Annotated in this window: 11 protein-coding genes; 1 reads left to right on the top strand and 10 read right to left on the bottom strand. The window is 76.8% G+C overall.

From position 1 onward, the window contains the following. Positions 1-12: 12 nt before the first annotated feature. The 9 genes from EDF32_RS08830 to EDF32_RS14575 form a co-directional block, all read right to left on the bottom strand. Positions 13-1,620 (bottom strand): hypothetical protein, encoded by a 1,608-nt coding sequence (locus EDF32_RS08830; RefSeq protein WP_123308174.1) that lies wholly within the window; start codon positions 1,618-1,620, stop codon positions 13-15. Beyond that, the gene (locus tag EDF32_RS08835) at positions 1,617-3,212 is read right to left on the bottom strand and encodes a PQQ-binding-like beta-propeller repeat protein (protein ID WP_148061584.1); all 1,596 of its coding nucleotides are present in this window, start codon (positions 3,210-3,212) and stop codon (positions 1,617-1,619) included. Before EDF32_RS08835 ends, EDF32_RS08830 begins: the two co-directional genes overlap by 4 nt. Before the next feature lie 56 nt (positions 3,213-3,268). Next, positions 3,269-3,832, bottom strand: coding sequence for a DUF664 domain-containing protein (locus tag EDF32_RS08840; protein ID WP_123308176.1), 564 nt, complete (start codon positions 3,830-3,832; stop codon positions 3,269-3,271). 51 nt (positions 3,833-3,883) lie between these two features. Further along, positions 3,884-5,446 carry a PQQ-binding-like beta-propeller repeat protein gene (locus EDF32_RS08845; protein WP_123308177.1) on the bottom strand — a complete coding sequence of 521 codons (1,563 nt, stop codon included), beginning with the start codon at positions 5,444-5,446 and terminating at the stop codon, positions 3,884-3,886. A 105-nt stretch (positions 5,447-5,551) separates the two neighbouring features. Beyond that, positions 5,552-6,064: a DUF664 domain-containing protein gene (locus EDF32_RS08850; RefSeq protein WP_123308178.1), complete on the bottom strand. Its 513-nt coding sequence runs from the start codon at positions 6,062-6,064 to the stop codon at positions 5,552-5,554. 243 nt (positions 6,065-6,307) lie between these two features. Further along, complete coding sequence (locus tag EDF32_RS08855) at positions 6,308-8,566, bottom strand: glycoside hydrolase family 3 N-terminal domain-containing protein (protein ID WP_123308179.1); 2,259 nt, start codon at positions 8,564-8,566, stop codon at positions 6,308-6,310. A 127-nt stretch (positions 8,567-8,693) separates the two neighbouring features. Beyond that, the gene (locus EDF32_RS08860) at positions 8,694-9,299 is read right to left on the bottom strand and encodes a copper resistance CopC family protein (protein WP_123308180.1); all 606 of its coding nucleotides are present in this window, start codon (positions 9,297-9,299) and stop codon (positions 8,694-8,696) included. Further along, positions 9,296-10,045 carry a YcnI family protein gene (locus tag EDF32_RS08865; protein ID WP_123308181.1) on the bottom strand — a complete coding sequence of 250 codons (750 nt, stop codon included), beginning with the start codon at positions 10,043-10,045 and terminating at the stop codon, positions 9,296-9,298. Before EDF32_RS08865 ends, EDF32_RS08860 begins: the two co-directional genes overlap by 4 nt. 82 nt (positions 10,046-10,127) lie before the next feature. Continuing rightward, positions 10,128-10,796 carry a hypothetical protein gene (locus EDF32_RS14575; RefSeq protein ID WP_158614078.1) on the bottom strand — a complete coding sequence of 223 codons (669 nt, stop codon included), beginning with the start codon at positions 10,794-10,796 and terminating at the stop codon, positions 10,128-10,130. A 72-nt stretch (positions 10,797-10,868) separates the two neighbouring features. Here EDF32_RS14575 and EDF32_RS08875 point away from each other — a divergent pair, with 72 nt between their 5' ends. Continuing rightward, positions 10,869-11,657, top strand: coding sequence for a DUF1295 domain-containing protein (locus tag EDF32_RS08875; RefSeq protein ID WP_123308182.1), 789 nt, complete (start codon positions 10,869-10,871; stop codon positions 11,655-11,657). A gap of 6 nt (positions 11,658-11,663) precedes the next feature. Here the strand turns inward: EDF32_RS08875 and EDF32_RS08880 are convergent, their stop codons facing one another. Continuing rightward, positions 11,664-12,278 (bottom strand): bifunctional 2-polyprenyl-6-hydroxyphenol methylase/3-demethylubiquinol 3-O-methyltransferase UbiG, encoded by a 615-nt coding sequence (locus tag EDF32_RS08880; RefSeq protein WP_123308183.1) that lies wholly within the window; start codon positions 12,276-12,278, stop codon positions 11,664-11,666. Between the last annotated feature and the right edge of the window lie 12 nt (positions 12,279-12,290).

A 12,290-nucleotide genomic window follows, 5' to 3' on the forward strand; every position in this document is an offset into this window, starting at 1 on the left:
CGGCGGCACCGCTCAGCCGAGCCGCGAGACGCTGCGCCCGTCGACCGCGAGGAGGCTGCCCGCCACGGCCACCAGGTTCCGGTCCGGCGGCTCGGTGACGGTCCACCGCTCGGCGCCGTCCGCCAGGTCGTACGCGTCGACCCGGACCCCGGAGGGACCGGTCACCTCCCCGGAGTCCACGTCCACCGGTGCGCCGTCGCCGGCGCCGCCGTCGAGCGGACGCCCCATGAGCGTGGTGGTGACGATCGCGGAGCTCCCGTCGGTGAACGCCTGGTAGCCGTCGACCGGTTCCTGGAGCTCGCGCGTCCAGCGGGTCTCGCCGGTCGCGAGGTCGACCGCCACGAGGCGCAGCGCCGCGGCGACGACGGCGACGTCGGCGGTCTGCACCAGCACCGCGTCCGCGGCGACGGGCGACCTCCAGCGCGCGCGGTGGTCCGGGCCGTAGCCGGTGAGCCGGCCGTCGCCCAGCACGAGGCGGGTCTCGGCCCCCGTCCCGTCCGACGCCAGGGGCACCAGCAGGGTGCCGGGAACCTCCCACAGCACCCGGGCACCACCGTCGAGCACCTCCTGCGCCGTGACGACGCCGCTGGTGACGTTGGTCGCCTCCCGCAGGAACGTCCCGTCCCCGAGCGGCTGGACGCTGTCGTCGACGGCCGGGTCGTCGAGCCGCACGCCGTCCGGCGTGAGCTGGGCGTCGACGCCGCAGCCGGAGACCTGGACGACGCCGCCCGAGACCCACAGGTCTGTCACCGCGACGTCGCCGACGGGGTCGTCGTCGGTCCAGACGACGCAGCGCCACGGGTCGTCCGGCTCGGCGTACCGGAGGGTCCGCGACCAGCGCTCGGCGCCGGTGGCGGCGTCGGTCACCGTGACCCGGACGTCGCGCCCCGGCGGCAGCTCGCTCGGCTCCGCCCCGTCCAGGTCGTACGCGAACCCCTCCCCGCCCTCCGGCGGGTCGCCGACCCGGACCGCGGTGACCAGCGCTCCCCCGGCGATCGGCAGGAGCGGGCGGTCGCCCGTGACGTCCTCCTCCCGGTGCCCGACGACGGTGCCGTCCTCGCCCACCAGCGTCACCGTCGCGGTGTCCCCGTCGAGCCCGACGCACGTCATCGGCCAGCCGCTGCCCGCGGCGTCACCCGCGTCCCCGCCGGGACCGATCCCGTCGTCGCAGGTGGCGGACCCGCCGACCGGGACGCGCCAGCGCACCGCGCCCGTCGCGGCGTCGACCGCCTCGATGCCGGAGTCCTCGCTCCCGTCCGTGCCCGCACCGGTGAGCACGACCGTGCCGTCCCGGTGCACCACGCCGGCGTCGCCGGACACGGGGAGGGACCACGTCCGGCCCGGCGCGTCGTCCAGCGGCCGGAGCCCGCCCGCCGCGGAGACCAGCCGCGCCTCGTCGCGGTGCGCCGCGACGACGGAGACCGTCCCGAGCGCGACCGCCACGACCACCGCGCCCCCGACGGCCGCGAGCAGGGCACGCCGGTGGCGGGGGCGCGGACCGGGCGCGGCACCCTCGCCGGGCAGGTCGCCGCCGCTCCCGCCGCCGCCGCCGTCGTCGGGCAGGTCGCTCAGGTCGAGCACGACCGTGCCCCCGCCGGACCCGCCGCGCCGGGGGCTCACCCGAGCCCCCGCAGGTAGCGCGGCTCGATCGAGAGCAGGTGCCCGTCGACCGCCTCGAGGTCGGCGCCGGAGGGCGCCGTCGTGGTCCAGCGCACCGATCCGTCGGCCAGGTCGTAGGCGGTCACGCGGGTCCCGACGGGACCGGTCGCGTCGCTGGTGGAGCGGTCGAGCGTGCCGTCCGTGACCGGTTCGCCGTCCTCGTCGACGCGCCCCTCGATCGCCGACGTGACGATGGCCGAGGCCCCGTCCGTGAACGCCTCGCTGCCCGCGGGGTCCGCCTCGGGCGCCGTCCGCCAGCGTTCCTGCCCGGTCGCGAGGTCGAGCCCGACGAGCATCCCGAGCCGCGCCACCACGACCAGGCCCGACGCCTGGACGAGCACCTTGTCCACGTGCGTCCGCTCCGACCAGCGCCGGGTGTGGTCGGCGTCGTAGGCGGACAGGGCGGCGCCGTCCTCCACCACCCACGTCCCCTGCCCGGGCCCGTCGGTCCCGTCGGTCGCCGCCGGGACCATGGCCTGGCCCGGCACCTCCCAGCGGACCTCGCCCGCGGCGTCGAGCACCTCCTGGCTGATCGGCCGGTCCCCCGCGTCGTCCCGCAGCGTCCGCAGGATCGTCCCGTCGGCCAGGGCCTCGACGCGGTCGGGCGTCGCGGGGTCGTCGAGGCGAGTGCCGTCCTGCGAGAACGCCGCGTCGACCCCGCAGCCGGAGACCTGGACGACGCCGCCGACCGCCTGGAGCTGCGTGACGGACACGTCGCCCACCGGGGTCTCCCCGCTCCAGTCCGCACACGGCCAGGCGTCCTGCGGCTCGACGTACGGGACGGTCCGCTCCCACCGCGGCTCGCCGGTGGCGGCGTCCGTCGCGCGGACGAGCACGTCGCGCCCGGCGGGCAGGGTGCTCGGGTGGGTGCTGCCCTCGTAGTCGAACTCGAAGCCGTCGCCGCCGGCGGGCGGCTTGCCGACGCGCTCGGCCGACACCACGCCGCCGTCGGCCAGCGCGGCGAGCGGGAGGTCCGCCGGGAACGTCACGTCGCGCCGCCCGACGACGGTGCCGCCCTCGTCCACGAGCGTCACGCGCGTGTCGTCCCCGTCGCGCGAGACGCACGTCAGGGGCCAGCCGCCGGGCCGCGGGTCGCGGCCCGCCGACCCGCCGCACCAGGTGGGGCCGCCGGTCTCGAGGTGCCAGCGCTCGGCGCCGGTCGCGGGGTCGAGGGCGGTGAGGCTGCCGCCGGTGAGCACCAGGGTCGACCCCCGGTCCACGAGCCCCTCCCCGTTCCAGTGGTCGACCGACCACGTCTCGGCCGGGGCGTCCGGCAGCGGCAGGAGCCCTCCGGGGGCCGCGACCAGGCGTGCCTCGGACCGGTCGTCCCCGACCACCGCCACCACGACGAGGCCCGCGGCAACGATCGCGCCCGCGGCGACGACCACGACGAGCGCGCGCCGACGCCGTCGGCCGCCGCGGGACGGGGCCGTCCCGGGCGCGGGCGCGGCCACGACCGCGGGGGCGTCGTCCGCCAGGCCGCCGAGGTCGAACGAGACGGGCTCGCCCCGCGCGCCCGCCACGTCGCGGGAGGCACGTCGTCGGGGGCTCACGGCGCGAACCTACCCACGGGCCGGGCCGGCGTCGAGAGGTGCCGGGTGAAGTCCGCCTACCCGACCGCGCCGACCGGACGCCACGCGTCGGGCGGGTCCTCGCCGACGCGCCCGTCGACCGCCTCGCGGAGCAGGTCCGCGTGCCCGGTGTGCCGGCCGTACTCCTCCACCAGGTCGCACACGAGGCGACGCAGGCTGACCGGCTCCCCGCCGGGCCCGGTGACGTGCGCGGGCCCGTCGAGACCGCTGTCGCCCGACGCCGCGGCGAGGCGCGCCCGCGACCTGGCCACCGCGCCGTCCCAGAGCGCGTAGAGGTCCGACGGCGCGTCGCCGGCGGCCGAGACGAACTCGTCGTCCGGCGCGCCGGCGCCCTCCCACGGGGCGCCGAGGGGCTCCCCGGCCATCTTCACCGCGGAGCAGTGGTCCTCGATGAGCGCGAGGTGCTTGAGGAGCCCGCCCAGGGTCAGCGCGGACGCACCGACCCGCGCGCGCAGGCCCGCGGCGTCGAGCCCGTCGGCCTTCCACCGGAAGGTCGCCCGCAGCCGGTCGAGCGCCGCGACGATCTGCGCGTCGGCCGGCCCGGAGAACGGCGGCTCCCACGGAGCCGTGTCGTCGGTCATCGTGGAGCCTCTCGCCGTCACCGTCGCGTGTGCGCACCCAGCGTGCGCCCGTCAGCCGAGCCTCGCCACGCCGTCGTCCGTGACCCGCAGCAGCGACCCGTCCACGGCGACGACCGACTCGCGGATCCGCGAGCTGCCGACCCGCCACGCGCGGTCGCCGTCGCCCAGGTCGTACGCGGTCACGCGGGACCGTTCCCCCTCGAGGTTCCCCGCCGACGTCGTCCACAGCACCGCCCGGTCGCCGTCGGTGAAGGCGCTCTCGACCTGCCAGCCGTCGTCGACCTCGTGCTCCCAGCGGCGCTCGCCGGTCGCGAGGTCGACGGCGGTGACGTCGCCACCCTCGAGCAGCACGGCGGTGTCGACCGTCTGCACGAGGACGCGGTCCGCGTCCTGCAGGTCGCGCCACCGCTCGGCCCCGTCCGTGCCGAACGCCGCCAGCCCGTCTTGGGTGCGCACCAGCCGCGTCCGGGCGCTCGAGCCGTCCGAGGCGCCCGGCACGAGCAGCGAGCCGGGCGCGCGCCACACCTGCTCGCCGGAGCCGTCGAGGACGACGTCGCCACCGGCCCCGGTCCCGCCGCGGCCCCGGACAGGACCCGACCCGGTCCCGTCGCCGGGCGCCGTCCGCAGGTACGTGCCGTCCTCGAGGGGGACGACGGCGTCGGGCGACCCGGGCACGTCCAGCCGCACGCCCGCGCTCGTGAGGTCGGCCCCGACCCCGCAGCCGTCGACGTGGACCAGGCCGCCGACCGTGCTCACCTCCAGCCGGTCGACGTCCACGACGGCCGTGTCGTCGCTGAACCCGACGCACTCCCAGATGTTCGCCGGAGCGAGGAACGCCAGCCTCGTACGCCAGCGCTCCTCGCCCGTGACCGCGTCCTGCGCGACGACGTCGGCGCCCCGCCCGCCGGGGACCTCGACCTGCTCGTCCGCCGTCCACCCGTAGGGCAGGAGCGCCCGGGCGTCGACGGGCTCGCCCGTGCGGCGCGCGACCAGCACCGTGCCGTCGGCGCCCGGCTCGACGGAGCCGCCGCCGACCGTCAGGTCGCGCCGCGCGACCTCCTCGCCGTCGCGGTCGAGGACGACGACGGTGCGCTCGCCCCCGGCGCCCGCCACGCACACGAGCGGGTCGGTGCCCGGCGTCGCGGGGGCCCGCCCGTCGACCTGCCCGCAGTCCGCGCCGTCGCCGACGCGCGCGCTCCAGCGCTCCTCGCCCGTGGCGACGTCCCGGGCGACGGCCGTCCCCTCGTGCAGCGTGACCAGCGCGCCCCACCGCTCGACGACGCCGTCGAGGGCGACGTCCACGGTCCACGTCGGAGCGGGTTCCGCGGGCAGCGGGGCCAGCGCCGCGGTGGCCTGCCCGAGACGACCCTCGTCACGCCCGGCGTCGACGATCCCGCCCACGAGCAGCACGGCGCCGACCAGCCCGACGAGCCCGACCGGGACACCCAGCCGCCAGGCGTGCCACGTGCGGTCGGCGGCTCGGTCGGCATCAGTGGCTGCACCGGGAACCGACGACGGCTCCCGCGGCCCGGCGCGCTCCGGCGCCTCGTCGGCGACGACGAGCTCGAACACGACCGGGTGCCCGGCGGCCGCCCGGCGGCGGCGGTGAGCCATCCTTCGAGCCTAGGCCGCCGGCGCACCACCGGCAGCGTCCGGCCGACATCTCACCCGCCGGGCAGAGCGGTTCAGCGGGCAGAGCGGTTCAGCGGGCAGAGCGGTTCAGCGGGCAGAGCGCTCCAGCACCCCGCGCGCGTACGCCGCCTGGCCCGCGTGCTGCAGGCAGTCGCCCGCGACGCTCACGAGCCGCACCCCGAGCGTGACCGGCGGGTCCCAGTCCTCGTCGACGACGCGGTCCAGGTCGGCGTCGCTCAGGGACGACAGGGCGTCGGTGCTCTCGTCCTGCACCGCGTCGAGGTAGCCCTTGAGCAGCTCCGCGCTGACGCGCACCTGCCCGACCTCCTCGGGCGACTGGCCGTAGCCCATCGCGTCGTCGTCGAACGGCAGGTCGAACTTCTCCGCCCACCCCTGGGAGGTCCAGACCTGCTCGCGCCCGACGGCGTCGGCCACCTGCACGTCCTGGCCGCGGGCCGCGTGCCACGCCAGCCAGGCGATCGTGTTGGCCTCGGGGTCGATGCGGGCCGTCAGGGCGTCCTCGTCGAGGCCGTCGACGGCATGCGTCACGGTCGGTCCGATCCGTCCGAACAGGTCCTTCAGCACGGCCACGCCGTTCATCGCGTCCTCCGTCTCGTCGGTGCGGGACGCCCCGGCGGCGCCCCGACACCTTCACGGTCGACGCTGCGCCGGGCGCTCGCACCTCGGGCCGGCCGCCCCCGCCCGCGAGTTCGACCCTGCCGCGCGAGTTCGACCCCGGCGGCATCGAACTCGCGCGTACGCATCGAACTCGGCGAGTTCAGCGAAGCAGTCGCGCGGCAGGCGGCAAGCGGCAGCCGTCATGCGGCAGCCCGCCGGCGTCCGTCAGGCCGAGACCGTGAACCCCGCGCGCAGCAGCACCTCGTCACGCGACGACGGCCCCACGAGCAGCTCGAACGCCCCCGGCTCGACGACGCGGCGCCCGGCGGCGTCGACCAGGGTGCAGTCCGCGACCGGCACCTCGATCTCGACGACCTCGCTCGCGCCCGGCGCGAGCTCGACCTGGCGGAACGTCTTGAGCTCCTTCTCCGCCCAGGTGACGGAGGTGACGACGTCGTGCACGTAGACCTGCACGGTCTCGAGCGCCGGCCGCGACCCGGTGTTGCGCACGGTGACCCGCGCCCGCACGCTCTCCCCGGCCCCCGTGCCGCCCGCCGAGACCTGCGGCGTGAGCACCTCGAGGTCTGCGTACTCGACGGTGGTGTAGCTCAGGCCCTCGCCGAACGCGAACGGCGTGCGCTGCGTCAGGTCGGCGTACCGCGTGCCGTGCTGGCCCGGGAGCTGGTTGTAGAACACCGGCAGCTGGCCCACGTGCTCGGCGAACGAGATCGGCAGGCGCCCGGACGGCTCGATCAGCCCGAGCGCGAGCTCGGCGACCGCCCGCCCGCCCCGCATGCCCGGGTTCGCGGCCCACACGATCGCCGCCGCCCCGCGCGCCGACGCCGGCAGCACCAGCGGCTTCGACGCGATCACCACGACGACCATCGGGGTCCCGGTCGCCGCGAGCGCGTCGAGCAGCGCGACCTGGCCGCCGACGAGGTCGAGGGTCGCCGTCGAGCGCCCCTCGCCCACGAGCTCGATCCGGTCGCCGACGACGGCGACCACGTAGTCCGCCCCCTCGGCGGCGGCGACCGCCTCGGCGATCATCGCGTCGTCGGGCTCCGCGGGGACGACGACCTGCGGGCGCGGCTGGCCGTCCGGGAAGAACGCGCCCTCGGGGTCGGGGCCGACCGTGAGGATGTCGGCGCCGCGCGCGTGCGTGACGGTCCAGCCGTCCGGCGCCTGGTCGCGGAACCCGTCGAGCACCGTCTCGGACATCTCGCGCGGGTGCCCGTCGAGGATCCAGCGCGCCTGGCCGGACGAGCCGGCCCAGTCGCCCTGCTGGGTGTCGGCGTCGTCGGCGTTGGGCCCGACGACGGCGACCGTCCGGGTAGCCCCCGCGAAAGGCAGGGTGCCGTCGTTGCGGAGCAGGACGAGCGAGCGGCGGGCTACCTCGAGGTTGAGCCCGGCGTGCTCCGCGGAGCCGACGACCGCGGCCTGGCGCTCGGCGTCGGGGTGGCGCGGGTCCTCGAAGAGCCCGAGCTCGAACTTCAGCGTGAGGATGCGACCCACGGCCGGGTCGAGGTCCGCCTCCGCGATCAGGCCCTGCCCGACGGCGTCGAGCGCGCCCTGGAAGAACTGCGGCGTCGTCATCACGAGGTCGTTGCCGGCCCGCACGGCCGCGGCGGCGGCGTGCGCGTGGTCGGGCTGGATCTTCTGCTCCCAGACCATGCGCCCGACGTTGTCCCAGTCGGTGATGAGCGTGCCGGTGTAGCCCCACTCCCCGCGCAGGACGTCGCTGAGCAGCCAGTCGTTGACGGTCACGGGGACGCCGTCCATCGACTGGTAGCCGAGCATGAAGGTGCGGCAGCCCTCGCGGGCGACCCGCTCGAACGGCGGCAGGAACCACGAGCGGAGCTTGCGCCGGGAGATGTCGGCCTCGCTCGCGTCGCGCCCGCCCTGCGTCTCGGAGTAGCCGGCGAAGTGCTTCGCGGTCGCGAGGATCGCGGTCGGGTCGTCGAGCCCCTCGCCCTGGTAGCCGCGGACCATCGCGGAGGACAGCTCGCCGATGAGGAACGGGTCCTCGCCGAACGTCTCGCTCACGCGGCCCCAGCGCAGGTCGCGGGCGATGCAGAGCACGGGCGAGAAGGTCCAGTGCGTGCCGGTGGAGGCGACCTCGACGGCCGTGGCGCGCGCGACGCGCTCGAGCAGGTCGGCGCTCCAGGTGGCGCCCATGCCGAGCTGCGTCGGGTAGATCGTGGCGCCCGCGAAGAAGGAGTGTCCGTGGATGCAGTCCTCGCCGACGAGCAGCGGGACCTGCAGGCGGGTCTGGGCGACGTAGGCGTGCGCCCGGGCCATCCGGTCCGGCGGGGTGTGCAGGATCGAGCCCACGTGCTTGCGCAGGACCATGTCCTCGAGGTCCTCCTCGGCGCAGAGCTGCATCATCTGGCCGATCTTCTCCTCGAGGGTCATCCGGCCGACGAGGTCGGCGACGCGCTCCGCGACGGGCAGCGTGGGGTCGAGGTAGGGGTGTGCGGTGCTCATGGTGTTCTTTCGGGACGACGGCGCGGGCGCGGGAGGCGCGGGCCGAATCGTTTCACCTACGCTCCGGCGCCCCACGATAGCCGCCGGGGCCCGGTGCACCGAAACGATTCGCGCCCGCGCCGCCCGCTCAGGCTCCGCCCCGGCCCTGCCGGCGTACCGCGAGGACCACCACGGCGGCGCCGAGGACGACGACGACGCCGAGGATGCTCAGCAGCACCACCGGGGCGCCCGACGACGCGGCGTCCGCGGCGGAGTCCACCGACGCGCCCCCGGCACCCGCCGAGGCCGAGGACCCGGCCGCCTCCGGCGCGCGCGACGGCCCCCCGGACGCGGCGGGCGCGGCGACCGAGGTGTCCTTCGACGCGGTGAACGAGAACTCTCCGTCGATGGGGTGCCCGTCGGCGGAGACCACGCGCCACTGCACGGTGTAGTCGCCCGCCGGCAGCGTGCCGCCGACGTCCTGGCTGACGACGTTGTCCACGACCTGCGCGTCGCCGACGCTGACGTCGGTCCCGTCGGGGGTGAAGACGTCGATCTGCGTGCCGACCGCGAGCGCCGGCTGGTCGAACGTCAGGGACACCGTGCCGGGCGCGGCGTCCACCGTCGACCCGTCGTCGGGGTCCGTGCTCACGAGGACGTCGTGCGCCTGCGCCGCGCTCGCCCCGGCCGTCGCGAGCAGCCCCGCGAGGCCGAGCGCGAGGGCGCCGTCGCGCAGGCGCCGGGCCCGGCTCACGCCTGGCCCTTCCCTGCCCGACGACGCCCGGAGAGCACGGCGACGACCAGCGCCGCCAGGCCCAGCAGCAGCCCGGCACCGCCGAGCACGCGCGCCGCGGTGTCGGGCGAGGACTCGTCGGACGAGGCAGCGGTGCCCGACGACGCCGCGGCGGCGGTCGCCCCGTCGCCGGCGCCGGCCGCGTCGTCGCCCTCGGCCGCCGTGGTCGTCAGCTCGGGGGCGGGGTGCTCGGGCTCCTCGCCGCCGGCAGGCGTCGGCTCGTCCCAGTCGACGACGCTGCCGTCGGTGTACGTCTGGTGCGCCGGGAGCAGGACGTCCGTGCCGGCGTCGGGCAGCGGGCCGACCGAGACCTCGAACTCCTGGAACTGGCCGTCGGCGACCTCCGATCCCTTGTCCGCGGTCCACGTGACCTCGGACGGGGCCTCGGTGAGCTTCGTGCCGTAGAACTCCACGGGCTCGTCGAGCTTCGCCTTCTCGACCTTGGCGGTCCAGCCGGGCACCGGCTTGGTCGAGACCGACAGGAACGGGGTGTCCGTCGGCAGGTCGACCGTGACCTTCGAGGTCTCGGCGGTCGCCGACTCGTTGGGCACGCGGAACGTGAGGACGGAGAACCCGCCCGCCGCCGTCTCGTCGGGCGTCACGCGCACGTGCGCGGAGGCGCCCGCCGCGGGGAACAGGGCGAGGGCGAGGCCCGCCGCCGTCGCGACGACGGCCGAGCGGGTGGTGGTCCTGGTGGTTCTGGGCATGGCGAGGCTCCTGATGATGGTGCGGCGTGGCCGCAGGGTCGGTCGAGGTTCGGAGCGCGCCGACCGACGGATGCCCGCAGGCTCAGCAGGTGGACGCGCGCAGGGCCGTCGGCGGCCCCCGCGGCGACACGACGGCCCGCCATGCGTCCCGCGCGGCGCGGCGGGCGACGGACGGCTGCGTCAGGCGCGCGGCCGGCACCGTGGTCGGGGCCGGGAGGGCGCGGAACAGCGGGCGCAGCAGCTCCACGAGCCACCACAGCGCGCGGTCGGCGCGGGCGATCAGGAATGCCGTGACCAGGGTCGAGGCGACGTGCGCCAGGAGCATCAGGCGCGGGTCCGGTGCCGCGGCGAGCGCGCCGCCCGCGGCGCACCCCGTGCCGGCGGCGTGCGCGGCGTGGGCGGCGGGGGCGGCCATGCCCGCCATCCCCGGCATCGCGGCAGCCTCGGCCGAGCGCGCGAGCGCAGCCGTGGCCCCGGAGGCCATGCAGCCCATGGACCCCGTCGCGCCGAGCACGGCGTGCACCACGAGCTGCCCGGCGCCGAGCAGCGCGACCGCGGTGATCCCGCCGACCCGCCGGCCGACGACCCGCGCCGTCACCGCGAGCGTGCCCGCGACGAGCGCGAGCGTCACCAGCGCGGGCGGGAGCGTGCCGCCGCCCGAGACGTGCGCCGCCTCCCCGAGCGCCACGGTCACCGCCGCGACGAGCAGCGCGCGCACGAGGCGCAGCGGACCTGCGGACGGGGAGGGCACGGCGCCAGGATAGTCGTCGGCGCGCCGTGCCCAGGGGGGACGGGACGCCGTCGGGCCCCTAGCGTGGGTGGGGTGGACGCCCTCACCGTGAACCTGTGGATCTTCGCCGCCGTGACCGCCGCGTGCTGGCTGGCGTCGGTGGTCACGCGGGAGTACTCGTGGGTGGACCGCCTGTGGTCGATCGTCCCCGTCGCGTACCTGTGGGTGTTCGCCGCGGACGCCGACGACGCCCGGGTCACCCTGATGGCCGTGCTGGTCACGGTCTGGGGCGCGCGGCTGACCTTCAACTTCGCGCGCCGCGGCGGGTACGCGCCCGGCGGGGAGGACTACCGCTGGGGGATCCTGCGCGAGCGCCTGCCCGGCTGGCGCTTCCAGGTGTTCAACCTGGTCTTCATCGCGGCGTACCAGAACGCCCTCCTGCTGCTCATCACCCTCCCCGCCTGGACGGCGTCTCAGCACCCGGGCCCGCTGGGACCGGCCGACGTCGTCGCGACGCTCGCCTTCCTCGTCCTGCTCGCCGGGGAGAGCGTCGCCGACCAGCAGCGGTGGGACTTCCACCGGGCGAAGGCGGCGGGGCGCGCCGACGGCGTCCTGCGCACCGGGCTGTACCGGTACAGCCGCCACCCCAACTACTTCTGCGAGGTCGGCCAGTGGTGGGTCGTCTTCGCCTTCGGGGCGCTCGCCGCCGGCACGGCGTGGCTGGCGACGGTCGCGGGGGCGGTGCTGCTCACCCTGCTGTTCGTCGGGTCGACGGTGTTCACGGAGAGCATCTCGGCCGGCCGGAACCCCGGGTTCGAGGACTACCGCCGCAGCACCTCGATGCTCGTGCCGTGGCCGCCGCGGGCCGCGACGCGCGGCTGAGGACGGTCAGCGCCGGCGCAGCACCACGACGAGGTCGGTGACCGTGGCCGTCGCGCCGTCCGGACCGCTCGCGACGCGCTGCGGCGCGTCGAGGAGCACGGTCTCCCACCCGTCGCCGAGGTCGAGGCCCGCGCGGGTCTCCTCGGGCGTCGGGAAGGTCGCGTCCGGGTCCCACGACCACGGCGCCGCAGAACCGTGGTCCACGACGAGCAGCAGGCCCCCGGTCGCGAGCAGCGCGGCGGCGCCCCGGACCATCGGCGCCCGGGGCACGTCCAGCGGCGTCTGGAAGTAGCTCGCCGTCACCAGGTCGAACGGGCCCTCGGGCCGGCTGACGGACAGGTCGTGGCGCTCGGTGGAGACGTGGTCGGCGAGCCCCGCCGCCTGAGCCGCCGCCGCGACGCGGTCGAGGGCGGTCGCCGAGACGTCCACGGCCGTGACCGCCCAGCCCCGCCCGGCGAGCCAGAGGGCGTCGGCCCCGTGGCCGCAGCCGAGGTCCAGGGCGCGCCCCGGCGCGGGCGCCAGCGCGCCCACGAGCTCGACCAGGCGGGCGTTCGGGCGGGCGCCCCACCCCTCGCTCAGCCGCCGATAGTGGTTCTCCCAGAAGTCCTCGCTGCTCTCCATCCCTCCAGCGTG

Origin of the sequence: Cellulomonas sp. PhB143, from assembly GCF_003752595.1 — a bacterium.
GTDB lineage: Bacteria > Actinomycetota > Actinomycetes > Actinomycetales > Cellulomonadaceae > Paraoerskovia.